The 25,699-nt window shown below is 47.9% G+C and carries 24 protein-coding genes; 11 read left to right on the forward strand and 13 right to left on the reverse strand.

The window, feature by feature from the left end; all coding sequences use genetic code 11:
• Positions 1-74 precede the first annotated feature (74 nt).
• Together IJ22_RS21200 and IJ22_RS21205 are read left to right on the forward strand one after the other, a co-directional pair.
• Positions 75-1,391 (forward strand): hypothetical protein, encoded by a 1,317-nt coding sequence (locus tag IJ22_RS21200; protein ID WP_062410221.1) that lies wholly within the window; start codon positions 75-77, stop codon positions 1,389-1,391.
• Positions 1,392-1,394: 3 nt separating this feature from the next.
• Positions 1,395-1,916 carry a hypothetical protein gene (locus IJ22_RS21205; RefSeq protein WP_062410222.1) on the forward strand — a complete coding sequence of 174 codons (522 nt, stop codon included), beginning with the start codon at positions 1,395-1,397 and terminating at the stop codon, positions 1,914-1,916.
• Positions 1,917-2,116: 200 nt separating this feature from the next.
• On the opposite strand, the gene IJ22_RS21210 is transcribed toward IJ22_RS21205, so the two are convergent.
• Positions 2,117-2,935, reverse strand: a complete 819-nt coding sequence (locus IJ22_RS21210) for a DUF4179 domain-containing protein (protein ID WP_062410223.1) — start codon at positions 2,933-2,935, stop codon at positions 2,117-2,119.
• Positions 2,922-3,452: a sigma-70 family RNA polymerase sigma factor gene (locus IJ22_RS21215; RefSeq protein WP_062410224.1), complete on the reverse strand. Its 531-nt coding sequence runs from the start codon at positions 3,450-3,452 to the stop codon at positions 2,922-2,924. Before IJ22_RS21215 ends, IJ22_RS21210 begins: the two co-directional genes overlap by 14 nt.
• Before the next feature lie 230 nt (positions 3,453-3,682).
• Here IJ22_RS21215 and IJ22_RS21220 point away from each other — a divergent pair, with 230 nt between their 5' ends.
• Positions 3,683-5,047, forward strand: coding sequence for a sodium-dependent transporter (locus IJ22_RS21220; RefSeq protein ID WP_062410225.1), 1,365 nt, complete (start codon positions 3,683-3,685; stop codon positions 5,045-5,047).
• 80 nt (positions 5,048-5,127) lie between these two features.
• Here the strand turns inward: IJ22_RS21220 and IJ22_RS21225 are convergent, their stop codons facing one another.
• The 9 genes from IJ22_RS21225 to IJ22_RS21270 form a co-directional block, all read right to left on the reverse strand.
• Complete coding sequence (locus IJ22_RS21225; protein ID WP_062410226.1) at positions 5,128-6,330, reverse strand: hydroxyacid-oxoacid transhydrogenase; 1,203 nt, start codon at positions 6,328-6,330, stop codon at positions 5,128-5,130.
• Between the two features lie 46 nt (positions 6,331-6,376).
• Entirely contained in the window at positions 6,377-7,798 is a 1,422-nt protein-coding gene (locus IJ22_RS21230) for an aldehyde dehydrogenase family protein (protein ID WP_062410227.1), read from the reverse strand.
• 14 nt (positions 7,799-7,812) lie between these two features.
• Entirely contained in the window at positions 7,813-9,084 is a 1,272-nt protein-coding gene (locus IJ22_RS21235) for a nickel pincer cofactor-dependent isomerase, group 22 (RefSeq protein ID WP_062410228.1), read from the reverse strand.
• A gap of 71 nt (positions 9,085-9,155) precedes the next feature.
• Positions 9,156-10,430: a TRAP transporter large permease gene (locus tag IJ22_RS21240; RefSeq protein ID WP_062410229.1), complete on the reverse strand. Its 1,275-nt coding sequence runs from the start codon at positions 10,428-10,430 to the stop codon at positions 9,156-9,158.
• A gap of 3 nt (positions 10,431-10,433) precedes the next feature.
• Complete coding sequence (locus IJ22_RS21245) at positions 10,434-10,955, reverse strand: TRAP transporter small permease (RefSeq protein ID WP_062410230.1); 522 nt, start codon at positions 10,953-10,955, stop codon at positions 10,434-10,436.
• An 80-nt stretch (positions 10,956-11,035) separates the two neighbouring features.
• Positions 11,036-12,046, reverse strand: coding sequence for a TRAP transporter substrate-binding protein (locus tag IJ22_RS21250; RefSeq protein ID WP_062410231.1), 1,011 nt, complete (start codon positions 12,044-12,046; stop codon positions 11,036-11,038).
• Positions 12,047-12,398: 352 nt separating this feature from the next.
• Complete coding sequence (locus tag IJ22_RS21260; protein ID WP_062410233.1) at positions 12,399-14,276, reverse strand: PrpR N-terminal domain-containing protein; 1,878 nt, start codon at positions 14,274-14,276, stop codon at positions 12,399-12,401.
• A 142-nt stretch (positions 14,277-14,418) separates the two neighbouring features.
• Entirely contained in the window at positions 14,419-14,859 is a 441-nt protein-coding gene (locus IJ22_RS21265; RefSeq protein ID WP_062410234.1) for a hypothetical protein, read from the reverse strand.
• A 5-nt stretch (positions 14,860-14,864) separates the two neighbouring features.
• Positions 14,865-15,935, reverse strand: coding sequence for a ParM/StbA family protein (locus IJ22_RS21270; RefSeq protein ID WP_062410235.1), 1,071 nt, complete (start codon positions 15,933-15,935; stop codon positions 14,865-14,867).
• 202 nt (positions 15,936-16,137) lie between these two features.
• On the opposite strand from IJ22_RS21270, the gene IJ22_RS21275 reads away from it, so the two are divergent.
• Together IJ22_RS21275 and IJ22_RS21280 are read left to right on the forward strand one after the other, a co-directional pair.
• Positions 16,138-16,563: an SRPBCC family protein gene (locus IJ22_RS21275; protein WP_054816980.1), complete on the forward strand. Its 426-nt coding sequence runs from the start codon at positions 16,138-16,140 to the stop codon at positions 16,561-16,563.
• A gap of 1 nt (position 16,564) precedes the next feature.
• A complete protein-coding gene (locus IJ22_RS21280) occupies positions 16,565-16,945 on the forward strand; it encodes an ArsR/SmtB family transcription factor (RefSeq protein ID WP_054816981.1) in 381 nt (126 codons plus the stop codon).
• A gap of 81 nt (positions 16,946-17,026) precedes the next feature.
• Here IJ22_RS21280 and IJ22_RS21285 read toward each other — a convergent pair whose 3' ends face one another.
• Positions 17,027-18,058, reverse strand: coding sequence for an LLM class flavin-dependent oxidoreductase (locus IJ22_RS21285; RefSeq protein WP_062410236.1), 1,032 nt, complete (start codon positions 18,056-18,058; stop codon positions 17,027-17,029).
• Positions 18,059-18,248: 190 nt separating this feature from the next.
• Complete coding sequence (locus IJ22_RS21290) at positions 18,249-18,551, reverse strand: ArsR/SmtB family transcription factor (protein WP_062410237.1); 303 nt, start codon at positions 18,549-18,551, stop codon at positions 18,249-18,251.
• 135 nt (positions 18,552-18,686) lie between these two features.
• On the opposite strand from IJ22_RS21290, the gene IJ22_RS21295 reads away from it, so the two are divergent.
• The 6 genes from IJ22_RS21295 (at position 18,687) to pdxA (ending at position 25,639) form a co-directional block, all read left to right on the forward strand.
• Positions 18,687-19,139, forward strand: a complete 453-nt coding sequence (locus IJ22_RS21295) for a MarR family winged helix-turn-helix transcriptional regulator (RefSeq protein ID WP_217437203.1) — start codon at positions 18,687-18,689, stop codon at positions 19,137-19,139.
• Positions 19,136-20,338, forward strand: a complete 1,203-nt coding sequence (locus tag IJ22_RS21300; protein ID WP_062410238.1) for an MFS transporter — start codon at positions 19,136-19,138, stop codon at positions 20,336-20,338. Before IJ22_RS21295 ends, IJ22_RS21300 begins: the two co-directional genes overlap by 4 nt.
• 33 nt (positions 20,339-20,371) lie before the next feature.
• Positions 20,372-21,268 carry a DMT family transporter gene (locus IJ22_RS21305; protein ID WP_062410239.1) on the forward strand — a complete coding sequence of 299 codons (897 nt, stop codon included), beginning with the start codon at positions 20,372-20,374 and terminating at the stop codon, positions 21,266-21,268.
• 113 nt (positions 21,269-21,381) lie between these two features.
• A complete protein-coding gene (locus IJ22_RS21310; RefSeq protein WP_062410240.1) occupies positions 21,382-23,175 on the forward strand; it encodes a sigma-54-dependent Fis family transcriptional regulator in 1,794 nt (597 codons plus the stop codon).
• Between the two features lie 173 nt (positions 23,176-23,348).
• Positions 23,349-24,632 carry a four-carbon acid sugar kinase family protein gene (locus IJ22_RS21315; RefSeq protein ID WP_062410241.1) on the forward strand — a complete coding sequence of 428 codons (1,284 nt, stop codon included), beginning with the start codon at positions 23,349-23,351 and terminating at the stop codon, positions 24,630-24,632.
• A 5-nt stretch (positions 24,633-24,637) separates the two neighbouring features.
• Positions 24,638-25,639: a 4-hydroxythreonine-4-phosphate dehydrogenase PdxA gene (pdxA, locus tag IJ22_RS21320; RefSeq protein ID WP_054816988.1), complete on the forward strand. Its 1,002-nt coding sequence runs from the start codon at positions 24,638-24,640 to the stop codon at positions 25,637-25,639.
• Positions 25,640-25,699 lie beyond the last annotated feature (60 nt).

A 25,699-nucleotide genomic window follows, 5' to 3' on the forward strand; every position in this document is an offset into this window, starting at 1 on the left:
ATTCCGCATCATTACAAAGGAGGGAGCCGCGTGCTCCCTCTGCTTTTTTAGTCTGGATTCATGGAGGAAACCGTTTGAACAACAGCTACTACTGCAAGAAATGCCGAATGGATCACGAAATCACGAGTACTATCGGCGTCCGGCATCTGCATCATAATCTCACCGAGAAAGAGATCGCTAATTTCATTAATATCGCCACAACCATCCCTACGTATGAGGTAGCCCGTTACGGAATCCCAAATGTGTTCGAGGGAACCGATGCATTTGTACGTGAAGTAAAAATCACTCAGACGCTTCAGGAGAAATTTCCGAATGTGGATGCATTTAAGACAACCGATGGATTGAAAGAGTGGCTTGAAGAGCAGTTGCAGGGAAGCAATAACGCTGCCGCTAATGCTCTAAGCCGTATTCAAGGGGACGCTGCTGGCGAAGTCGATTTCATCCGTGAAATGCAAGGCAATATCCGCAGTATATTCACGAAAACCGACTTTCCGCGTAATGCGGATGGCAGAATCGTCAGCAACAACCCCGGCATCGATGCAATAGAGTACAACCGCCTGACCGGGGAGATCATCAACGAGTACCAAGTCAAGACGCTTCGTTCCGCAGACAGCATCAACGAGACGTTGAAGGATTTTCTGAACAACGACCATTACAAACCGACCACTGTCCTTGTTGGCCCACAGGAATTGATTGATCGTGCCCATGAACTGGGCATTCCGAATCCGACAAAGGTGATGGGTACGCTTCAAGACAATCTGGACTCAGCCAATGAGTTGAGCAATAAAATCCTGAACGAGCAGCTTGCCGTTGGGATGACACCGGGTTCGGTTGCAGGTGAAATGATTAGCGGGGCGGCAATCGGAGCAGTTATTTCCGTAACGGTATCCGGCCTCGTCACTTACTTGCAGTATAAATCGGGGAAGATGACATTTGACGAGATGAAGATGAAAATGGCAAAGGACGGTCTAAAAGGGACCATAACCGGAGGTGCGTTGGCAAGCTTATCGTTGTTCATTCCGGGCGGTATCATCGGTGCTGGCGTCGGTTTCGTCGTTGGTGTAACACTTCGCCGGTTGCTGGATGAAGCATACGGCGATGGTATGTTTGGCGGAGTGCTGGAAACAACAAGAGCCGTACATGCTAATGTGAAACTCTTGAACAACGGTACGGTTTACGTCGCACAGCTTACCGAGATGAACGGATATACATTGGCAAAGGCTCTCTCCACCGTTGATGATATGATTGCCGACCGCATGCAGGCCGACAACATCTACACCAAGTTGGAGCGGGACAACGACAATAGGATGCGAATCGACTACAGTCAACAGGCAGACAGCATTCTATCCCGATTGGATAGCATGCGAAACCGTCTGCAAGGAGGACGATAACCTGTGACGCAAATGAATGAAAAAGCAGTTAGCCTCCCAAGCAAACGGCAGGTTAATGAAGTTGTTAAAGAAAACCCGCGGCTGGTTGATCAAAACCAGGTAAAGTCCATTGTTCAACAATCCCTTTCTCAGCTCTCATCTATTGAGCACCGGCTGGATCGGCTTGAAAATCAGGGAGTGATCGGGCGTGTCATTGGATCGATTACCGGTTCCACAAACAAAGAAATGATATCGCTCATGAGGGATTTGACACAAGCCCAACAGACAACAATCAAGCTGGTGCTGACGTTGGCCGTCTACCATGCACAAAATGTCGCGGTCATGGATGAAATCCTGGATGAGTTGGACAAGGCCAAGAGCGTCCATACGCGGACTGCATCGCATATTGAGTTTCTGTACGATCAAGTGCAGATGATCCGGGATACGCATCGACCGCAGAAAAAGCAATTGGCTGGAAGGTGGGCTATGTTTGCGGCAGGGTTGCTTGTATCGGTTATCGTGGCGACATATTTATTCTGGAATTAATAATATTAATATGCTGCGTGTTAGAATGATCAAGGAGCCCATTTTTTGGGCTCCTGTTTCATGTTAGACATATCTATGGTAAAGCAGAGATTGAAGTAGCAGTGGAAAGTAAAGATTTATGTCGCAATAACATGACTGACAATTATTCTTGACAAAAGTACTGACAGTACTGCATATAAGCTTTTGTTTTTGAATAAAATTTACTTTTTGTCCGCTTTCATCCTCATTGCTTGTTTGTCTATGTTTTGCGCAACCTCGATCAATTGGTTTATGGGTTGGGTTCCGGCTAAAATAAGTGTAAACCCATTTCGCTGCCAAGTTATATAGCTGGTGCGATCATCCGGATTCTTTGTACTGAATTGATAAGAAAGAACATCCGCTTCCAGTCCGTTTAAATCCGTCGTTGATTTGATAACAGGATTTACACTACTTCCTTCAAACTGTGGAAGGTTGACCGCATTAGGAACGACGTCTAAAAGCATCCCCGATCTGTTAAAGGCATGGATTTCATAGCCTATTCCATTATAATCTGTAACCCGGATGCTCCCCTCTTGATCAGGAATCCGTGGTATTTCCATCCCAATATATTGCTCCAATTCGGAGTAAGCAATAAATTGCTTGATATTTGGGCCCATTTTATCTATAACGTCAAACGGACCATGATTGCCAAAATGAAACTGCGAACCTCGAAGCAAATGTGGGTCTTCAGGTTGTTTTGAAACATCTTCATAGGTCGCGGAGTATATAAAATGTAAACCTGGTATTTTCATTAGGATCGAAGCCATTGCGGGCGAAGCAAATCCGGAATAAATGATGCAGGAGAAAACAATGGATGCTGCCGCCGTGGTTTGTACCCAGCCCCACTTTAATCTCTTCTTCGTCTCTGTTTTCGCTTCATTCATTTGTTCAGGCAAGCGTGTTAATACTTCGTCTATACCATTACTGAAAAACTCGGGGACGGAGTTTTTCCTTTTTTGCCTCATATGTCTCAACGCTTGATCGATATTATATTCGTTCATTCACAAAACCTCTTTCGTTGTAGTGATCGCTCATGAATTGGGATAATCTTTTTCGTGCGCGATTAAGCCTGGATTTTATTGTTCCCTCCCTCTGTTCCAAAATCTCGGCGATAGCCTTAATCGATAAATCTTCCATATAGTGTAAGAGGATGACAGTCCGATGATCTTCTTCCAAGCTGTTGATTGCTTCCTGCAGTTCAATACGGTTTTCGAAACGTTGATCGGCTGCAGGTTCGACTATTTCCCCTATGGGGATTACTTTTTTACGTGATCGGGCGATGTTCATACATTCCCGAATAAGGATGCGAATCAACCATGTTTTAAAGAAGCGAGGATGGTTCAATGTTGGAAGCGAAACATACGCTTTGATGATCGCCTCCTGCGCTGCGTCTAATTTTTCCTGATCAGATTTCAATATCGACGATGCTATGCGATACAGATTTCCCTCCATATTTTTTATCAATCTCGTAAAAGCATCTCGATCACCTTGCTGAGCTTTCCTTAAGTCTTCTTCCATCCAGGATTTCACCCCCTTGAAGTTATTTTCATCTATTTGAGTCCGTAACTATGGGGAAAGGTTCCCACATCCGTTTAATTTAGATCAACTTTTTTTCATTTTTTATTGAATTCTATGAGCACTCGTGATGTCAATTATTGTTAATTATTATTCTCTAGTAGACAGAAATGAGAATTCGTTTTATGCTAATTTAGTATTTTAGTAAACATCTAGAGAACAGGAGAACTATCATGAGAAAGATACCAGCATCCCAGTCTTCTCCTAAGGCAGGGCTAAGCGAACGGTTTACTTCCACCGGGTTTATTTTGGCGGCAATCGGAAGCTCGGTAGGTTTGGGGAATATGTGGAAGTTTCCCTATATTACAGGACAATACGGTGGAGCCGCATTTTTCCTATTGTTTATCATTTGTCTCATTGTAGCAGGACTGCCGATTTTGCTTGCAGAGTTGACGATCGGCCGCGGAGGAAGGGGCAATGCATCCACTTCCTTGTTTAACCTGTCAGGCAAAAAATATTGGGGCATCCTCGGACTGTTCCCTGTCATAACGGCTTTTCTGGTCATGTCTTATTATGCCGTTGTAGTCGGATGGACATTGCATTATACAGTAGAATCGTTCACGGGCTTGCTGTTTCAATCGGGCGTCGACTATAAAGAGAAATTCGAATCCTTTGCCGGCGGATATATGCCGTTGTTTTGGCAAGCCGTAGTTATGCTGCTCACGGGGTGGATTATAGCCAAAGGCATTTCCGGTGGAATTGAAAAGTTTAATAAGATTTTGATTCCAGGCTTTTTGCTGATTTTGCTTATTCTTATGGTTCGATCCCTTACGCTTCCGGGGGCAGAAGAGGGGGTAAGCTTTTTCTTAAAGCCCGATTTTACAAAACTTAATGCGGAATCGGCGCTAGTGGCACTGGGGCATGCATTCTTCTCCTTATCACTCGGATTCGGCTGTATGCTCACTTACGGGTCTTATGTCAAGAAAGAGCAATCCCTGGGTGCCGCTACGCTAGCTGTTGGATTTGGCGATTTGTTTTACGCGTTGATTGCTGGCCTGGTTATTTTTCCTACCGTTTTCTCCTATGGGCTTCAGCCCGGCGAAGGTGTAGGATTGGTCTTTATGGCACTGCCTGTGGCTTTTTCGCAAATGCCGTTTGGATTTTTCTTTGGGGGCTTATTTTTCCTGCTGCTGGCTATTGCTGCACTAACCTCTGCGGTCTCTATATTAGAAGTGCCCGTAGCATACGTTATGCGCAAATGGCAGCTGAGCCGTAAAAAAGCTTCGGTGTATACATCAATCATCTGTTTTTTAGTGGGTATTCCGTCAACCCTTTCCGTTGCGGGAATCCTCGCCCCATTCCAAATTGGAGGCAAAACGATTTTCAATTTGGTCGATTTTACTACCTCATATATATTAATGCCGCTGGGCGGTCTTATCATTACATTGTTTACCGGGTATGCATGGAAACGTGCAGGTGAGGAAGCGGGACTGTCGGGTATCTGGTATAAGCTATGGATGTTCTTGCTGCGTGTAGTGTCTCCGATCCTGATTGTGCTCATTTTCCTGTATTCGGTAGGGCTGATTTCCTTAAAATAACTATATATGAACAAGAAAAGGGGAACAGGTATACTGTTCCCCAATCATTTAAGTAAAGCCTATTTTCATTCCAGGCTTAATTATAAAGCTTTGCGAAGAAGCTCCTCAAATCCTTTTTGTGTAGGAACCCTTGGATTGTTTCGGACAAGACGCGCGATGGTTAAAGCGGTTTGAGCAATATGCGGAATGTCTTCCTCGCGGATACCGATCTGGGACAGCTTTGTAGGCAGACCGATTGCGCGCAAGGTGTCCAATACCGCAGAGGATGCTTTTTCCGCGATCTCCCGGTCCGTTAATCCGTCCACATTCACATGAAACGCTCTTGCGATATTGGCCATTTTTTCAGGTTCAACATCGCCGTTGAAATCCATGACATATGGCAGAAGGAGCCCCGTCACTTCGCCGTGAGGCGATTTGACCAGACCGCCGATCGGATAAGCCAGCGCATGGGCTGCAGCTGTCCCGGCATTCGAGAAAGCCAAGCCTGCGAGCAGGCTGCCAAGAAGCATATTCGATCTGGCTTCTACGTTGCTGCCCTGCTGTACGGCGACGGTTAAATTGCCGGCAATGAGGCGAATGGCTTCCATGGCCAGCGCATCACTGATCGGAATGGAGCCTTGGAACAAGATGCTGCCTTCCGCTTGAATATACTTATGGTTTTTGGCTGTATAAGCCTCAATGGCATGCGATAAGGCATCGATTCCGGCACACGCCGTTACGTATGGGGGAAGCCCAAGCGTTAATTCGGGATCCAGCAAGGCGACAGCCGGGCGAAGGTAATTGTCGGAAACGCCTACCTTAAGATTGTTGTCCGTATCGGTAAGTACCGCAACGGATGTGACTTCGGAGCCCGTTCCTGCTGTCGTTGGTATGGCAACTAAAGGAGCAATCGGCCCCGGAACCAGATTCTCTCCAACGTAATCCAGCGGATGTCCGCCGTGAGCCATCAATAAGGCCACCACTTTCGCCAGATCAATGCTGCTGCCTCCGCCAAGAGCGATAACGGCATCGGGATTCAATTGATCCTTGGCGAATGCGAAACACTCTAATACCGAGCTTACCGGAGGTTCCGGTACAGCTTTGTCATACACGACGATCGTATAACCGGCGTCTTGCAAAATAGAAATGACTTTATCGGCAATGCCCGCTTGCTTGATTCCCGGGTCGGTAACCAGCAGAACGCGGTTTGCTTTAAGACGCTTCAACACTCTGTCCAATTCACGGATGGCACCATTACCAAATACGATTTGTCCCGTTGAGAAATACTCCCAGACGTTTCTCATGTTCATACCCCATTATCTATTAAGATATAATAATCATTCCGGCTGCTTATTGCATATGAATAACAACAATCTTCTCATCCGTCATTTCTTGAACCGCATGATGAGGGCCTTCTTTTCCGGTTCCGCTGTCCTTGACACCGCCATAAGGCATAACATCCGCACGATAAGTGGAAACGTCATTGATGATTACGCCGCCGAACTCCAGTTCATGAGCGGCACGCATGGCCAATTGAAGATCATTGGTGAAGAACCCGGCCTGAAGTCCGAAGCGGGAATCATTGACCTGACGGAATGCATCGTCAATGTCCTCGTAAGGCACAATACTGATGACAGGCGCGAATACCTCTTGGCACATCACTTTCATGTCAGGGGTGGTGTTCGTTAAGATGGTAGGCTGTAAAACAGCTCCCTCCCGTGTGCCTCCGAAAGCGATCTTGGCGCCTTGCGCCACCGCTTCTTTAATCCAGGATTCAGCACGAATCGCTTCTCTCTCGGCAATCATCGGGCCGATATCGGTTGAAGGGTCTTTCGGATCGCCGACCTTCAGCTTTTGGGCAACTTGGATGGCTTTGTCTACAAACTCGTTAAATACGTCTTGGTGAACATAGACGCGCTGAACCGAAATACATGCCTGACCGGCATTGGAATAGCCGCGTGTGACGCAGAGCTCCGCCGCTCTTTGCAGATCAGGGGCGTCCCGATGCACGATGTTGGGAGAGTTGTTGCCAAGCTCTAACGTCACTTTGCGGATGCCTGTCGCGCTCTTGATATGACGTCCGACACCCGGGCTGCCCGTAAAGGTGTACATTGCGATGCGCTCATCTTCCAACAAATATTGGCCCATTTCCGAGCCTAGGCCGTTGACCACATTTAAGAAACCTGCGGGAAGTCCGGCTTCCGTCAAAATTTCAGCCAATTTGCAAGCGATGATGGGCGTCATCTCCGCCGGCTTTAATACAATGGTATTTCCGGCTGCAATGGCCGGCCCTACTTTATGGACAGTCAAATTGAACGGAAAATTAAAAGGAGTAATCGCACAGACTACGCCTACCGGAACCCGAATGCTGAAAGCCATTTTTTGGTCATTGCCGGGCTGTCCCAAAGGAATGCCTGTACCGGCAATGCGCTTGGCTTCTTCCGCCGATGCGATGAGCGTTTGGGTGCCTCTGTCGATTTCGGCAAGCGCGTCTTTCAGCACTTTTCCTACCTCGCGCACCATCACAAGCGCCAATTCTTCCTTACGGTCTTGAATGATGCCGGCGGCTTTCATCAAGATATCGTAACGTTGGGTAGGGCTCAGTTTACGGGAACGGAACGTTTCGAGTGCAGATTCAACAGCTTTATTTACGGTTTCTTTCGATGCATTCCCTACGGTGGCTATCGCTTCTCCCGTGTACTTGTCGTAAACCGTAAAGTTGTTCTCATCATGGATCCATGTTCCGTTAATGTAATGACCGTAAGTTTCCATGTTCTCTCTCCTCCTCAGGCATGAGTAAAATCTGTTTTTGGAAAATAACCTGTCGAATCGAAGCTCATCTCTTCCGGTTCCCCGAGCACCTCAATGTGAGGCTGATTGAGAATTTCCGGCAAAAGCGGTTCCGAAACGTATAGATATTCCAAATGAAGCGTATTTGGAATGCGGACAATTCTGGCCCGCTCCGGTTCTACGCCCCAATTGGAGCGGAGTGCAGTCTTCAATGCCTCACGGTCGTTGTCGAGCACAATCGGCACGGCCGCCCGGGTCAAAAATGTGCTGGTGATGACATTCTCGTTCATCTTTTGAAAATCAATTTGATCAAACAATCGTTTGGTCGTTACATCCGCAAGCCCGATGCCCAGCGCATTGCCATGCGACTCCTCGCTGACATCGCTCGCGATAATATATTTGATACGCGGACTGCTGGGCTCAGGAACGCCCAAAATCCGGATACGTCCGATAATGTTCGTATCCATTCCGGTTCCGCTGTAGTTTTTTCCAATTTCATCAACAATAAGAACATCGATATCCTCAACAGGAAGCTTAGGCATTAAAGCGGCGGATTGCCGAAGCAGCTCTGATTCACGCTGCGGGATAAGCGGCGTCGGGATCGCTTCAATGATAGCGGTTTGTTCAAAGGCATTTTCTACAATGCCCACGCCGCACACAATATTCACTTTTTGGAGCATCACCTTGGCGACTTCTGGCATGATGTCGCGAATGCCATGCACGCCATAGCTGTGAATCAGCAGCGCTTGCTTGTGCTTGCCCATACCAATCGCAGCCATTTTCATCAGACCGCTCTCAATGCCGATCGGTGATTTGAAATCGGTATGCACCTTGATTCTTCCCATGAGCAGGACGCCGTCAGCTTCTACAGCATATTTATCTACATAGACCGGCATCCCTTGGGGAGTTTCACCTACCTGGACCACTTCCATGGAAGACAGAATAGGCGCGCCGCAGAAGTCCTCGGTGACTCCTAAGCTTTCCAGCACTTCGACTTGGCCTTCCGCTGTTGCGCCGCCGTGACTTCCCATCGTTGGAATAATGAAGGGGATTGCACCGATCTTCTTCAGCTCTTGAACCGCCGCTTTCACGATGGTCGAGATATTGGCAATTCCCCGACTTCCCACGGTAATCGCAATGCGTTGGTCCGGCTTGATTTTTTCAGCCAGGCCGACCTTTGCGAATTCCTGCGCGATGGTCGCATCAATGTCGGTTACAACAGGTCCGGTAAATCGCTGCTTAATCTTCACCCATTTTGGAAACAGCATGGTTTAGACAGCACCTTTCTAATCCGAATAGTGTATTCTATCTCTCTACCCAAAATAACCAGACTTTGCGCTTATTTAAATAGTTGAGGCAAGAGTAGTGAAATTTTTGGAACATAAGTAATGATTAATATATCCACGACAAGCACGAACAAGAAAGGAACCAACGGTCTCATAATTTGTTCCAATCGTATACCTGCAATTTGACAAGCGACAAACAGATTCACGCCGACAGGTGGTGTAACCATACCCATAGCCAGGTTGACGATCATGATCATACCGAAATGAACGGGATCGACTCCAAGTGCGATCGCTACAGGTGTCAACAGCGGGGCCAGGATAATGATCGCTGCGGAAGTTTCAAAGAACATACCCACAAACCAAAGCAAGAGGTTGACCAGGAACAGGAAAACAATCGGGCTGCTGGAGATGGAAGTGAAGAACTCTCCAATTTGCTGCGGAATCTGTTCACGGGTCAAGATCCATCCGAACATACCGGCATTGGCAATGATGACCATGATGATCGCAGTCGTAATGGACGACTTGGCGAAGATATTCACAAGATCCTTCCATTTAACTTCCTTATAAATAAATACTCCTACGATAAACGCATAGGCAACGGCGACAACGGACGCTTCCGTCGGTGTAAACAATCCGCCGTAAATTCCCCCGAGAATGATGACAGGCATAAGAAGTGCGAGCAAAGCTTCTTTGAAGGCTTGGACTTTCATCGCCATGGTGATTCCCGATTTTCCTTTATAGCCTTTACGCTTGGCAATAAACCAGCAGGTGAGGATCAGGGAGAACGAAATCATAATCCCGGGTATAAAACCGGCCAAGAACAAATCGCCAATGGATACACCTGCGGAAATACCAAACAGAATCATTGGAATAGAAGGAGGAATGATAACCCCTAATTCACCGGATACCGCTTGAGTAGCGGAAGCAAACCGGATATCATAGCCGCGCTGCACCATGGCCGGAATCAGAATCGACCCGATGGCTGCAGTCGTAGCCGCACTGGAACCGGAAATGGCGGAGAAGAACATGGCCGTTACGACGGTTACAACCGCCAGACCGCCCGTCATGCCCCCAACGAGGGAGTTAGCCAGGTTGACCAATCGACGTGAGATTCCGCCGGTTTCCATAAGAGAGCCGGCTAAAATAAAGAAAGGGATAGCCATTAGCGGAAAAACGTCCAATGCCGCAAACATCCGCTGAACCAGAACAAGCAAAGGCATGTTGCCGTCGCTAAGAACAGCGATCGTAGAAGCAAGTCCTAATGACAGTGCTACAGGCACGCTGAGCAGCAGTAAAATCAATAAAGAAACAAGCATAATCAGCGCCATACGTTATTCACTCCCCGAAAATACTTCTTTTTGTTGTCCTGCTTTCCCCTTAATCGTTTCCAACAGCACAGCTATTGCGTTTAAGAGCATGAATATACCGCTAACGGGAAGTGCCGCATAAGGAATCGACATCGGGATACGCAGGCTTGGGGATTCTTGCGCCGAAACATGACCCAGCATCTCGAATCCGTAATAGACGAGAATAAAAAAGAAAATCATGGTAATCACTGTAACCAGAACGCGGACAATCCGCTTCAAGGTCGGATTCAAGCGTTCAACAATGGCCTCCACGCCGATTAATGCGCTGTAACGAACCGCCAAGGCCGTACCCAAAAACACAAGCCAGATCATGCAGTAACGCGCCAGCTCCTCCGACCAGTCGGGCATTTCAACATCAATATATTTACCTGCAAAGCGAATGACGACCTGGAATACGACAGCAACCGACATCACGGCCAACAGCAGCGCGCACAGGTAGCGCAACAGCTTATTCAATCCGTCTATATATTTAATGATCGTAGTCATACGTTCACATCCTGTCCTTATCTGTGGGATGGTGAATGGCGGATGAGATTCTCATCCGCCACGGTGGCTCTCTTGATAGCTTATTTTACATCCTGAATTTTTTTGATTAAATCACCGAACTGCGGCTGATACTTGTCATATACCGGCTTCACGGCATCTACAAAAGGCTGAATGTCCGGCTTTTCGTTAATCGTCATACCTTTTTGAGCCAACTCTGTGAGGTATTGCTTCTCCATGTCTTGTACTACTTGACGCTCGTATTTTCCTGCTTCCAAAGCGGCCTCGCTAAGCGCTTTCTGCTGCTCCGGCGTCAGCCCGTTAAATGTGTTTTTGGAAACCATCAGCAGCGACGGAGAGTAAAAATGGCGAGTCAACGTCAGATGATGTTGCACTTCATTAAACCGGGAGGTGTAAATAACCGGAACCGGGTTTTCCTGTGCGTCGATGACACCCTGCTGAAGCGCGGTGAACAGCTCCGTAAAGGACATTGGTGTCGGTTGGGCGCCAAAAGCTTTAAAGGTATCGCTGTGAATAGGATTTTCCTGAATACGGATTTTAATGCCTTTCAGATCTTCAGGCTTGGTAATGGCAGCGTTTTTATTTGTGACACTACGGAAGCCATTCTCCCACCAGGCCAGTGTTGTTACGCTCGGCAGTTTCTCTTCCACTTTCTTACGCAGATCTTGTCCAATTTCCCCGTCGAATACTTTATGTGCATGATCGGCGTCGCGGAACAAGAACGGCAAATCTACAACGCTAATTTCCGGAACGAAACCGTTCATCGGAGCCGTCGAAGTCAATACCATATCGAGGCTGCCCACATTCAAGCCTTCAATCATATCGCGCTCGCCGCCAAGCGATCCGTTAGGGAAGATCTGAAGCGTAAGCTCGCCGTTGGATTTTTGCTCAACCAGCTCTTTAAACTTTTCCATCCCTTTTTGATAATGGGACGTATCCGCCAGCGTATGTCCGATTTTCAGAGAAACCTTTTTCGCTCCTCCTTCTGTGGAGCCTTGCGATTGTCCGCCTCCGCCGCATGCCGTTAAGGTGAGGACAGAGGCAAGTGTCAAAACAGATATTAGTTTTTTCATGATATACCCCCTGATACAATGTTTTGAAGAAATCGTTTTCAATAATAAAATACACGAAATTGTTGAATATTACAATACCTAAATTTCAAAAAAAGTGATGTAAAATAAAACGATTTTATATTTTGCATCATTATTTTTTCAAAATAAAACAATTTCAAGGAATTATTATCCAATATTATTTGAATCCATCCAGCCGTTATTAAACCAAATACAGGATTCATTACCCATTTGTGCAATAAAGCAACATGATCCAAAAACAAAAAAGTCACCCTTCCGTTTAAGGTGATATTTCACCTGACGGTTTCAAGTGACATGGTAAAACTTTGCTTATTATGCTATCAATGCTTGTCCCTTATCCATCGGCTTTTTCAATTTCCTTGATTTTACGCCACAATGTCGAACGATTAATGCCGAGCCGTTTGGCTACCGCCGTTTGGTTATAATCCTCCTCCTCCAGAACCCTGGAAATGATTTCCTTCTCCAATTGATCTAATGTTTTGCCCGCAATATCAATCCCCTGAACATGTGGATGGTGGTTTGCGTTCATATCCATTTCCTCTAAAAAAGGCAGCACTTCTTTCAGTTCGATGAAAGGGCCGGATGTAAATACACACATTCTTTCCACCATATGCTTTAATTCCAACACGTTGCCCGGCCATGAAGCATGGGTTAATCTGTCCAAAACCTCTTCCCGGCAGCCTACAATTTGTTTTCCGAATTTCGGATTGGCCGATACGATAAACCAGCGCACCAATTCCCGGATATCTTCTCTCCGTTCCCTTAAAGGAGGGATAACAATCGTTCCTCCATTCAAAAGATGGTATAAATCCTCACGGAAACGGCGTACTTCCACCAGCTCATGCAGGGACTCGGAGTGGGCGGCAATGATACGGACATCAATAGGGATCGTTTTGCCGCCGTTTTGACGGGCCACCTTCTTTTCCAGCAAAACGTTAATCAGCTTGGCCTGCAGTGGGAGCGATAATTTTCCGATGGCATCCATAAATACCGTTCCGCCATGCGCAAGCTCAAAAATCCCCGGCGTCTGCTCTTCGTGATCGCCCAGGAGTTCAAGCTCCATGTTTTTTTCATTGAAGGCTTCGCAATTGATAAATAAAAACGGCTGGTTTTTGCGACCGCTTTCATTATGAATTGCTTGAGCCAGACTGTGCTTGCCTGTTCCCGGTTCACCGTAAATCAAAAGAGGTGTGTCTGATTTGCAAAATCGCTTGGCCGTGCGGATCACCTCTTTCATAGCCGGGGAACTGGCAACGAGGTGATTGAAATGCTTGGTAGCCCGCGAGCTTTTGAGCGATTGCTTTTGACGAACCAGGCTCTCCGTTTCCTGGATATCGCTTACCGTCTGCAGAATCGTCAGCTCGCTTGGCGGGTTCCCCTGAACGGCTAAAGGCCCTTTGTTCAAAATGATGGTTTCCCCGTTCACTTCGATAATTTCCTTGGTACCGGGTCCGTTTGTCGCATCACAGGGGGCGCCTAGTGCAGGATGAATCGACTTCAGCTTTTGTGCCGTCGCTTGCTCTTTCGTAAGATCAAGCAGCTTTTCCGCTTTATCGTTCAGCACCTGAACCTTGCCTTGTTTATCTGTCACCAGAATTCCGTCAGGATAGTCCCGTATAATCGATTCGTATAATTGGCGGAGAGTCCTCTCTTTGGCCGTATAGTAAGCGACCTTCTCCGCTTCTTTGAGCGCCTCTTCCACCGATTCTCTTCCGGAGGTGATCAAGATGGCCTTCAGACCGAATTGGGATGCGGTATAAGTAGATATCTGGTCCCCTATAATGACTTGGATGTTTTGCTCTATGGCCGATCGGATCTGGTCTTCAATTTCCGTTTCCGTACTGATCGGAAAGAAAGTAAGATCCATTTCGAGCAGCTTTCCAACCTCGTCCGCACCTTGAATCGTATTGTGATAGCTCATGACCCCGATTTTTTCGGGATACCCCTTGATCAGCGTGAGCGTCCGCAAAATATCATAGCCTGAAATTTTCACATCTACTACGGGAAGCTGACAATGCTCCTGGAGCAGCAGGGCTGTAGCCCCTCTGCTGATAATCACGTCAAATCCCTTATTCTCGTACTCCTTGGCGATGGCCAGGCCTTTGTATAAATCGCCCATTTCCACATGAATATTTTTATGCAGGTCCTCATTGACTTCCAGAAACAATTCCTTTAATCCTTGATAAGGTGCTATTACTAAGATTTTGTTCATAGGAGGACCTCCGGATCGATGTGTTGCATTTTAGTACACTCATTGTAGCCCAACTCCTACAAGGTTTCAACACTGAAAATAAAACTTGCCGCTGGCAAACAGTAACCAGAATCGTACTGTCGGCAGCGGCAAGTTTTTTATTTTACAGTAAAGCCTTTAACTTGAACAAATCGGGCTTGGGTTTAGAGAGGGGGTCCGGGTTTTGGGCATTTACGGGTATAGGAGGCGCTGGGCGGCGCAGCTCGGTTTGAATCCCCTTTAGGACGGCTTGAATGATGTGATTGACGGCTTTATTCATCTCCGTCTCATCCGCAGCAGGCGATGGCCGTTTTTCCTTTTCCTGCACCGCATCCAGGATGTAGTCTATCCCTTTTGACTTGATATAGTAATTGAGCAAGGTATATTGCTCCTCCTGCCCGTTCAGTTGGCGCTCGGCCTTTTCAATAAAAGCCTCTTTGCAAAATCGCGTCAGACGACGGTTTTTCAGCAGTTGTCTATAAAAGGTCATTAAACGATCAGCTTTGCCCTTGCTTTCAAGGTCACTGGAATTCAAATGAAAAACAATAGATCCAGCCTTGGCCACGTTGATCAGCTCCTGATTAGGACGGCCTGCCGATTCTGGCTTTCCACCGCGTCTTCATTAGTTTTGGAAAGCAATAATCCGAATTTCCAGAACCCCCGGGCATTGGATAATTGATAATCCTCAATTACGGTGATGTCTTTAATAAAATCTTTAAACCAAGGATGCAGTACCTTTACACCACCGCCTGTTAAAATCACCATGTCAAATTTGCTTCGGTTTCTCCAACGGATTTGAAGCTCATTGATGATGTATTCAGCGGTTTCACGGACAATTTTTTCTTTCATGTCCTGAATAGGAATCGTCAGGCGTTTGGAAGCCTGGTAGATGGAGCGGTCGAACTGCATCTCAACACTTTTTGGCGTGGCGAAGGCATCAGGGCTTTGGGCATTGATGTAATCGGCGAGACGTTGATAAATTTCATGAACGCCTACGGGGATGGTATGCCGGTCTTCGGGGATCGCCCTCAAGGAATCGATTCCGTCAATATCCGTCGTACCGGAACCGATGTCTACAATGCCGATATAAGAGGTTGCGATTTCTTTTCTGTCAATCAGTCCTTCTTCGTCAATGTATAAGTCCAGTATACTTCCAAGCGGCTGAGGCAGAATCTTGCATTCCTTCACATGAATGATCTTCTGTTGGCCGTTCATCAGGATATTGTGTTTACCCTTGAATACACGGGCAAGCTCCTGTTCCCGCTTCGTGCCTTTTTCTCTTGAAGGACATCCGGTAACCAGAAAGACGTCGAATGACCCTTCTTCATTGATCAAGCTGGCTAAGCCGAATTGACTCAGCAACTTGTAATATTTTTGGGCATACCGGTCTTCGCTGGTATAGGTGGACAGGAATTTACCTTTGGTTGCATTCACCTCCTGCCCCCACATATATTGTTCACCTTCATACAAGCTTGACTCAAACTCGTTATATTGGATATCGCCTACGCCTGTGGAATCCTCTCTTCTCACGCTCTCTTTCGTCAGAAAGCCGCTCGGAAGAACCAGCCCGTTCACATCCTTGCTGTATCCCTTAAAATACCCGTTTCCATGATCAATTCCCATTACTATAAGATTGCTCAAGTATATCCCTCCATATCCTTATGTTTGGGTGAAAATCCAATATACAAAATAATATGGCGACGGGGGCAAGGATGTGACAAATACCTAAGCATTGCCGTGAAGCCAAATGTGTAATAAAATATAACATATGAAACCGAAAGGTTTCGTATTCTTTAGAAAACGGCCGAATGGAAAATCGGCGATCGATCCTGGAGGTAAGATGATGGAAAATAAAAGCCCGAATACACTGCCGGACATCCGGCAGACGCAGCTGTTGAATGCTCCGATTCAAAAAGTGTGGGATGCCGTCGCCACATCGGAGGGCCTTGCCGCCTGGTTTATGCCTAATGATTTTCAACCTGTAGTCGGACATGAGTTTCATTTGGAAGCGGGGCCCTTCGGAAAATCCCCTTGTAAAGTGACCGAAATCGATCCGCCTCACCGTCTGTCTTTTGAATGGGGCAAAGATTGGCTTCTTACGTTCGAATTAATCGAAAAAGACGGTCAAACCGAAGTTACACTGATTCATTCCGGCTGGGATGCGGACAAGGTTACCGAATTCGGACAAGCACATGCGATGGTTCGCGAACGGATGGGTCATGGCTGGATCGGCCTTCTTCAAAAGCTCGGCCAGTACGTCGAGGGTTAAGATGACGGCACCGGCACCGAAGCATGACGTTTTTCAAGCGATCGCCGATCCGACCCGGCGTAAGCTGCTCCAACTGCTTGTCGATCGGGAGATGCCTGTGACAGTCATCAGCGGATACTTTCCGATGAGCCGGACGGCGGTGTCCAAGCATCTGCGCGTTCTGGCCGATGCGGGACTCGTCAAAGAGAGAAAGGTCGGACGGGAGACCCGATACCGGCTTGATCCGGATCCCCTGCTCGAGTTGAAGCGTTGGCTGGCTTACTATGAACGGTTCTGGGAAAATAAACTCATGGCCTTGAAGCATTATGTTGAATCGGATGAAAGGGACGGAGACGTTCCTGCTGGGGCGCTTGGAGCAGTTGAACTTCAGACAAAGGAATAATTTCCATACCAAAAAGAGAGGAGCTCGGCGCTGCCTCTCTTTTTGGTTGACGTCCCATATTCACAGCCATGATGTGTTTAGTTAGTTTCCGTTCATGACCTCGGCGAGGATTTCATAGGACCGCAAACGGGCCTGGTGATCATAAATCTGGCCCGTCACAATCAATTCATCGGCCTGTGTGAGTTTAAGATAACGGTTCAACTGCTCCCGAACCGTATCTTTATTCCCGGCAACGGTATAGCTCAGCTGACTTTGAACGATCGCTTTTTCTTGAGCGGTCCACAACGGCTCCATGCTTTCCACCGGCGGATTTAATTGGCCCGGGCGGCCGCGGATGAGATTGAGAAATTGCTGCTGCTGGGAGGTCGCCAGTCTCTGGGCCTCTTCCACCGAATCAGCGGCGAAGACGTTAATGCCGATCATGGCGTAAGGCTCTTCCAACGCTTCCGAAGGACGGAAATGGCTGCGGTAGAGCTCCAGGGCCTGCAGGATGTAATCCGGCGCAAAATGGCTGGCAAAGGCGAAAGGCAGACCAAGCTGTCCAGCTAACTGTGCGCTGAAACCGCTGGAGCCAAGCAGCCAGATCGGGATATTCAGTCCTTCGCCGGGAACGGCTCGCACACCCATCGGGCGATTGCCCAGCGAGGGGTTCAGGTAACTGCGAAGCTCGCTCAGCTGCTCGGGAAAATCGTGACCATCGCTTCCCAGTCCCCGCCGCAGTGCACGCGCTGCAAGCTGATCTGAACCAGGGGCTCTCCCCAATCCAAGATCAATGCGTCCCGGGTATAAGGATTCCAGCGTCCCGAACTGTTCGGCGATGACTAACGGGGCGTGATTAGACAGCATGATTCCTCCGGAGCCCACGCGGATTTTCTCCGTACCTGCAGCTACATGCCCGATAACGACCGATGTAGCCGAGCTGGCGATCCCTGTCATGTTGTGATGTTCCGCAAGCCAGTACCGGTGGTAACCCCACTTTTCGGCATGACGCGCAAGGTCGAGTGTATTTTTAAAGGATTCTGCCGCTGTGCCGCCAACGACGATAGGGGCAAGATCCAAAATGGAAACAGGAATTTCATGAATTTGTTTAACTGTAGAACTGCCTTTAACCATGGCGGGTTCCCCTTCCGTCCGGAAATATAGCATCGTAACGATGAATTCCAGGTGTATAGTAAATTCTTACAGTATATTTCCTCACATCAATAGATAGTTATTCATATATTTATATTTTTAGATATGGAAACCGAATATATACATGGAGAATTTCTGTAAGAAACCCAGCCATGTATAATAGGTATTTCATCTATAATTGTTCCTGAATATAACCGGCCAACACTTGAAAAGCCCGTTCGTTTCTTCTGTAATATGTCCATTGGCCGTGACGTGTCGCTTCCAACAGACCGGCTCTCTGAAGCATCAGCAGATATTGGGAAACCGTCGATTGCGATAATCCGGCCTTTTCTTGAATATGACCGACACAAACCCCGATTTTTTTACTATCACCGCCTTCTTGCGAGGGAAAGTGCTTCTCCGGTTCCTTTAGCCAATGGAGTATTTGCAGGCGCGTTTCGTTCGATAAAGCTTTAAACACTATTATTGGGTTCATGACACCTATTATATCGCGAGTTCTCGATATGTCAATGTTCATAAAAGGAGGCGGGGTTCAGTTGTGCACAGGTGTCATTGACAGAATTACATGTCGGAACTATAATTGCTATAGCAAATAAATGGGGGTCTGTCCTTGAATAATATTGATCATTCGTTAGGCTTTATCATCAATCATGCCGGCCGCAGATTAAGTCAGCTGCTTTCGCTTCATTATCAGCCGTACGACATCACCACGGAGCAGTGGACGGTATTAAACCGGTTGTCGGAGCGGGATGGAATCACTCAAAAGGACTTGGCCCATAGAGCGGAAAAGGACCAGACCAACATCACGCGAATACTGGACCAACTGGAGCGCAAGGGCCTCGTCGAAAGAAGGCCGAACGCCGTCGACCGGAGATCCTTTTTAACGTTCATTACAGACAAGGGGAGATCGTTAAATCAAGTGCTGCTGCCTATTGAAAGTCGGGTAGTCAGCTCCGTTCTGGACGGACTGTCGGAGGAAGATGTTGAACGGCTTAGGGCGGCGTTGATCCAAATTACCAAGAATGCGAACAGAACCATTAACGAGTTGGAGGAAACGCTTTGAACAGGGAAAGAGACTTATGGAATCGTGATTTTGTTGCTGTATGCCTCAGCAGCTTTTTTTTATTTATGACTTTTTACATTTTGGCGGTTACGCTTCCGATCTTTGTCACGGATTCATTAAAGGGAGGACAGGAGCAAATCGGGCTTGTGATGACGGTTTTTGTCATTGCGGCGGTGATTTTCCGGCCTTTGGCAGGCAAATGGACCGACGAGTTGAATAAGCGCAAAATCGTCATGCTGTCGCTTCTGCTTTTTATGGGTTGTACGGCTGTATATACGATCATCGATAATTACTATGCGCTGCTTGCCTTGCGTTTTATACACGGCATTGGATTCGGAATCGCTGCGACGGCGACGGGGGCGATTGCCGTTGGATTGGTTCCCGACCGCCGTAAAGGGGAGGGGATCGGCTATTTTAGCTTGTTTATGAGCCTGGCGATGGTCATCGGGCCCTTCCTGGGGCTGACGATTATAGAGCGCTACAATGCGTTTATTTTATTTGTTTTTTGTGTCATTCTCGCCTTATTGTCGTGTATCTTCGGGTTCGTTGTCCGGGTCCCGGGACAGGAGGGGCGGAAGACGGCAGAGCGAGCCACAGGCTGGAGGAAATGGTTCGAACCGAGGGCGCTGCCCATTTCTTTGGCCGGAAGTACGTTGGCTTTTTCCTACGGAGCGATTACCACTTTTATCTCCGTTTATGCCAAGGATCTGGGAATGGGGCCTTTGGCAAGCTATTTCTTTATCATTTTTGCTGCGATAATTGTTTTATCCCGTCCGTTTACAGGAAAAATATTCGATCGATTAGGCGCGCACGTGCTGGTTTACCCGGGGTTACTGCTGTTTACGCTAGGCATGATCGGGTTAAGCCTGGCTCAAACACCGTTTGTGTTTTTGGTTACAGGCGGCATCATCGGGCTCGGATTCGGCGCGCTTATCCCGAGCTTCCAAACCATAGCGGTTCAATCATCGCCGAACCATCGGCGAGGCGTGGCCACGGGCACCTACTTTGTGCTGTTTGATACCGGTTACGGCCTGGGCGCTTATCTGCTGGGCATCATAGCAGCCAGTACAAGCTATCATACGATGTATTTCATCGCGGGCCTTATCGTTGCTTGTACGGGGGCCATTTATTATGGCCTGCACCACCGGAAGTTCGCCGTTATGAAATCTTCCGGTGCGGTGGATAAAAAGGCGATTTGAACTGGATATCTGTTTACATCAAGAGGTGCCGGAATGAATTTTACGATTGTCATCTTATGTTTAATATGGGGATTTAACTGGGTTATTATGAAGCAGGCGAATTCGGTTTTTCCCCCGGTGTTGTTTGCAGGCTACAGGTTTGGGCTGGGCGCGGCAGTGCTCCTGGCCTTTTATGTTTATAAAAGGGTTCCGCTGCCGGATAAAAAGGATTGGAAATGGATTATCGCTTGCGGTCTCCTCCATACGACTTACTTCAATATAGCGATACAACTTTCTTTGAATGAGATGAGCGCGGGATTAACCTCCGTTCTGACGTACAGCATGCCGCTTTGGCTAACGGTGATGGCTCATTTTTGGATCCCGGGAGAACGGTTGACCCTCTCCAAAATGGCGGGAGTGCTCCTGGGCATAGCCGGATTGTTGTTGGCCCTCGATGTGCATTGGGGAGGGGGATTTGGCTCTTTTCTTCTGGCCTTGTCGTCGGGGATGGCATGGGCGGTATCCACGGTCATTATGAAGCGGAAGCTGGTTCATTGCGATAATATGCAGTTTACGACATGGCAGATGGCTGTGGGGGCCGTCGGGCTTTACCTGTATTCCTTGTGCTTTGAGCATGGCGAAAGCCGCTGGGGGATCATGCCTGTCATTTATATTGTTTTTGCGGGAGTGATCGCGTCGGCGCTTGCGTTTATACTTTGGTTTCGTATTTTGTCTACACTGGAAGCGAGCAAAGCGTCGATCTCGCTGCTGATGGTTCCGGTTATCGGAGTTTTATCAGGCTATCTTGTGCTGAACGAAAGTCTTAACCCTGCAACCCTGGGCGGAATCGTCTGTATTCTTGCCGGGGTATGGCTTGTTCATGCCCAAAAACCGGAGCTGCGCAAAAAAAATACAATGGTGAATTTTCCTGCGGAAAATGATACACTTTAAACGGCTGAAGCACTTTAGGTACCCGAACAAAGGGAGGGGCTTACAGTGCTTTACTGGTTTAAGGCATGGCGTTATGGTATGAAAATCAAGCGGGTTGGAGGATCTGGTTTGCTATGAAGATCAAGATTTTACTGCTGGCCCCCTATCGAGGATTGAAAGAATTAGCTTTAAGCCTTGCGTCGGAACAGACGGATTTGGATATTACGGTAAAAGAAGGCGACCTTGAAGAAGCCTTGGCCATATATAAGCATCTGGAAAACGAGAAATTCGACATCATTATCAGCCGGGGAGGAACGGCGAATCTTCTTCGGGACCATGTGCCCCAGCCCGTGGTTGAAATTCCCTTGTCGGGCTTCGATCTCCTTCGTACGCTAACCTTGGTCAAAGACTATAAGGGGAAGCTCGAAATGGTGGCTTTTCCGAATATTTGCGATGACGTGATTGCCGTCTCCCACTTGATGGGGATTGATATTCCTTATACAGTGATCCATGAAGAATTGCAGGTGGAGGGGATTATCCGGCAAGCCAAAAAAAAGGGCGTTCAAGTGATCGTAGGAGATACCGTCACCATACGGTTGGCGAAGAAGCACGGATTGCAGGGCGTCTTGATTACATCGGGAAGAGAGTCTGTCATCGAGGCCTTTCATCATGCCAAACAGGTATATCAGGTGCTGCTACAGGCGAATAAGAAATACCGGGCTTACGAAGCGCTGCTCCATGAGCTGGAAGAAGGGATTGCGATGGCAGACGAGCAGGGGAGGATCAGCTTTTCCAATCCCGGCTTTCGCCGTTTCATGCAGCTGTTCGGAGAACCCGGGGAAACGGCCAATCCCTCTTTAGTAGAATTGTTTCCGGATTGGATGTCCATGGTGCAGACCGTCAATGAAAATAAAAAAGCGATCTCCTACGTAAACATTGGAGGACGGCAGCTGCAGTGGACCTTGGGGATTTTTGAAGAGGACAGGCATCGGCGTCTTTATTATGTAAGAATAAAATCACTCCGGGATGCAGAGGACGAACTGGAGATCAAGTATGCGCAGCCTCCCGTCCATTCGTTTACCCAGATTCTAGGGTCGGCCAGGGAAGGCAAGAAGGCCATTGAGCAAGCGAAGAAAGCCGCCGCCGAGCATCTGATTACGTTGTACGGAGAAGAGGGGACGGGCAAAAAATATATAGCAGGGGCCATTCACGGATCACTGGAACCCAAGAACGATTGGTTTATTGAATTGACTGTCAAGGAGGGCACCCCCGGTGCGCTTTCCAGATTAACAGATGCGCTGTCCGGGATTGAAAACGGAACGGTTTATCTCAAAGGGTTGGAAAAGTTCGATGAGCTCAGTCAAGCCGCCATTAGCCGATGGCTGGAGCGGCAGCCCAACAAGGTTATCATGTCCTTTAAGGAATCACCCGAGGTCATGTTGGACAAAGGGGCCGTAGGCCAAGAGCTGTATGAGCTGATTTCAAAACACTCTGTTTATATTCCGTCCCTGCGCGAAAGGATGGAAGATCTGGATGAGTATATCCGTTATTTTATTGGAAAATGCAATGAAAAGTACGGAAAACAAATCGTCGGCATCCGCAACGATGTGCTGGAAAGGATGTCTGAATATGCTTGGAAAGGAAACCTCGAAGAGCTTGAACAAATGGTCGATTCTTTCGTGAGAATTTCGAAAGGGCATTATATTGAAAATGATGTGCTGTCCCTGATTCCATCAGATACCGGAAAAAGCGCGTCCCGCAGCGGCACGGTGGAAATCGATATTCATCAAACGCTGGAGGAAATCGAGCAGGAGATTATTCAACGCGTGCTTGCGGAGGAAAAGATGAACCAATCCAGAGCGGCCAAACGGTTAGGCATCACGAGAGCTACCTTATGGAGAAAGCTGAAGGAGACAAAAAACGGGTAAGAGTGTTTTAATTTTAAACACTTTTGCCCGTTTTTTTATAAAATCAAAAGTTTATATTGATTTACTATGCATTAACTATTATGATTTAGAATAGTAAGAGTTAGAAAATAAAAGCGATTTTACAGGAATGTGTATAAATTTTAAACAGTCCGTGTTTAAAAGAGGTGAATGTGTTGAAATTAGCGATGATTGCCGATGATCTGACAGGAGCCAATGATAGCGGAGTGCAGTTGGCCAGATACGGTTTGAATACGTCGGTATTGTTCGAGCTGGATGAAACGGCCTTCGATCAGGACGCGGTTGTCATTGATACGGATAGCCGATGGCTGCCTCAAAGCCAGGCGTATGACAAAGTAAAAAAAGCGTCACAGGTGCTTAAATCGGGCAGCTTTGATGTAATTTACAAAAAAGTGGATTCTACCCTGAGAGGAAATCTGGGTACGGAGATCGATGCTTTATACGACGTTTTTCATCCGGATTTTGTCGTCATTGCACCGGCGTATCCGAGGAATGGCAGAACGACCGTCAAAGGTATTCACTACCTTTATGGAAAGCCCTTGGGCGAGACGGAAATCGCAAGGGACCCGAAAACCCCTGTCCGTGATTCCTATATCCCGAGCATTGTGCAGGGTCAATCGGAGCGGCCGGTGGCTCTGGTCACTTATGAGGAGCTGCGATCCGGCTTTGAACAGGTGCAGGCCAAGCTAAAGCAATGTCGGGGGGATCAGATCCGGTATATCGTATTTGACGCCGAACGGGAAGAAGATTTGCGGCTTATTGTTCAACTGATGTCCCGAAGCGGCCACTCCGTTTGCTGGGTAGGCTCTGCAGGGCTGGCTAATTATTTGCCGGAGGTCTACGGGCTGCATCCGAAGCGGATTGAGCTGGATATCCCGCGGGATCCAAAGCCGGTGCTGCTTGTGGCCGGCAGTGTAAGTTCAACGACCCGGAAACAGCTGGATATTGTCCTTGAGCAGCCTCATATTAAAGGTATTGAAATGCGTTCCTCTTTACTTGTCGCTGATGAGGCGTCCCGTGAGGCGGAAATGCAAAGAGTATATGAGCAAGCCAAGCGGGCGCTCGAGGATCAGGTGGATATTGCTTTATTTTCCTCCGGAAGGCCTGAAGATATTGAAGAGGCCCAGCGGCTGGGAAAAAAGAACGGAATGGACGAAAGTGCAGTGAGCAATTCGATATCCGCCGCGCTGGGAACGGTCACTTCCCGTCTCACCGAAGCCTGCGAAGTAAAAGGCTTGGTGTTAACCGGAGGGGATACGGCAAAGCAAGTTTGTATGCAGCTTGGTGTGACCGGATTTCATCTCATAGCCGAAGTGGAAACCGGTATTCCGCTCGGCCGAACGATCGGGTCCAGGCCCATGTATGCCATCACCAAAGCGGGGGCGTTCGGAACGGATTTATCGCTGCTTAACTCCATACAAAAGCTCAAGGGGGAATAAATCGTATGAAACCAGTAATTGGCATAACGATGGGTGATGCGTCCGGTATCGGTCCGGAAATTATCGTGAAAGCGCTGCAATCGGCTCAGGTATACGAGCAGTGCAAGCCGGTTGTCATAGGCGATTATAAAATTCTGGAACGCGCCAGAAATATCGTGCAGGCCGATGTGAAGATTCATAAAATCAGTCAGCTTAGCGAGGCCCTGTTTCAGCATGGCACGATAGACTGCGTCGATCTGGATCTGTTGCTTGAAGACCTGCCGTTCGGGCAAGTATCGAGCGAGGCGGGCAACGCAGCCTTCCAATTTATTAAAAAGGCCGTGGAACTCGCGCAAGCAAAGGAAATTCATGCCATCTGTACCGCGCCGCTGAATAAAGAAGCCCTTCATAAGGGAGGACATCTGTATCCGGGACATACCGAAATTCTGGCTGAATTAACCGGCACGGAGGACTACTCCATGCTGCTGTCCTCTCCGAATTTGAAAGTCATTCATCTCACCACCCATGTGGGATTGATTAAAGCGATCGAGATGATTAATCCGGAAAGAACGTATACGGTCATCAAGCTGGCTCATGAGACGCTTACCCGTGCGGGGAAGATCCGGCCGAGCATTGCGGTATGCGGGATTAATCCTCATGCCGGCGAGAACGGATTGTTCGGAAACGGGGAAGAAGAAGAGAAGCTGATTCCGGGCATTGAGAAAGCCAAGGCAGAGGGCATCAACGTCACGGGGCCGTACCCGGCGGATACGTTATTTTTCCGTGCGGTCCGCGGGGATTTCGATATCGTGGTTGCCTGCTACCATGACCAAGGCCATGGTCCGATCAAGGTATTGGGATTGGAAGAGGGAGTCAATATCACGGTCGGATTAAAGGGCGGGATCATTCGCACCTCTGTAGATCATGGAACCGCCTTTGATATCGCCGGTAAAAATATTGCCGACGAGCGGAGCATGCTGGCCGCCATACGGGATGCCATTGAGCTGGCACCTAAAGATCTGCAATAAGAATAGGAAAGAGCCTGTGATCCTTGATAGGAAAGCAGGCTCTTTCTTGACCGCCGGTTC

The sequence above is a fragment of the Paenibacillus naphthalenovorans genome (assembly GCF_001465255.1).
Lineage (GTDB): Bacteria > Bacillota > Bacilli > Paenibacillales > NBRC-103111 > Paenibacillus_G > Paenibacillus_G naphthalenovorans.

Bases quoted from the DNA above. Each gene is read 5' to 3' on its own strand.
- pdxA (WP_054816988.1), top strand. From the start codon at position 24,638: ATGAAACCAGTAATTGGCATAACGATGGGTGATGCGTCCGGTATCGGT.
- IJ22_RS21210 (WP_062410223.1), bottom strand. From the start codon at position 2,935: ATGAACGAATATAATATCGATCAAGCGTTGAGACATATGAGGCAAAAA.
- IJ22_RS21310 (WP_062410240.1), top strand. From the start codon at position 21,382: ATGAAGATCAAGATTTTACTGCTGGCCCCCTATCGAGGATTGAAAGAA.
- IJ22_RS21245 (WP_062410230.1), bottom strand. From the start codon at position 10,955: ATGACTACGATCATTAAATATATAGACGGATTGAATAAGCTGTTGCGC.
- IJ22_RS21215 (WP_062410224.1), bottom strand. From the start codon at position 3,452: ATGGAAGAAGACTTAAGGAAAGCTCAGCAAGGTGATCGAGATGCTTTT.
- IJ22_RS21305 (WP_062410239.1), top strand. From the start codon at position 20,372: ATGAATTTTACGATTGTCATCTTATGTTTAATATGGGGATTTAACTGG.
- IJ22_RS21285 (WP_062410236.1), bottom strand. From the start codon at position 18,058: ATGGTTAAAGGCAGTTCTACAGTTAAACAAATTCATGAAATTCCTGTT.
- IJ22_RS21260 (WP_062410233.1), bottom strand. From the start codon at position 14,276: ATGAACAAAATCTTAGTAATAGCACCTTATCAAGGATTAAAGGAATTG.
- IJ22_RS21250 (WP_062410231.1), bottom strand. From the start codon at position 12,046: ATGAAAAAACTAATATCTGTTTTGACACTTGCCTCTGTCCTCACCTTA.
- IJ22_RS21240 (WP_062410229.1), bottom strand. From the start codon at position 10,430: ATGGCGCTGATTATGCTTGTTTCTTTATTGATTTTACTGCTGCTCAGC.
- IJ22_RS21220 (WP_062410225.1), top strand. From the start codon at position 3,683: ATGAGAAAGATACCAGCATCCCAGTCTTCTCCTAAGGCAGGGCTAAGC.
- IJ22_RS21290 (WP_062410237.1), bottom strand. From the start codon at position 18,551: ATGAACCCAATAATAGTGTTTAAAGCTTTATCGAACGAAACGCGCCTG.
- IJ22_RS21230 (WP_062410227.1), bottom strand. From the start codon at position 7,798: ATGGAAACTTACGGTCATTACATTAACGGAACATGGATCCATGATGAG.
- IJ22_RS21225 (WP_062410226.1), bottom strand. From the start codon at position 6,330: ATGAGAAACGTCTGGGAGTATTTCTCAACGGGACAAATCGTATTTGGT.
- IJ22_RS21235 (WP_062410228.1), bottom strand. From the start codon at position 9,084: ATGCTGTTTCCAAAATGGGTGAAGATTAAGCAGCGATTTACCGGACCT.
- IJ22_RS21275 (WP_054816980.1), top strand. From the start codon at position 16,138: ATGGAAAATAAAAGCCCGAATACACTGCCGGACATCCGGCAGACGCAG.
- IJ22_RS21280 (WP_054816981.1), top strand. From the start codon at position 16,565: ATGACGGCACCGGCACCGAAGCATGACGTTTTTCAAGCGATCGCCGAT.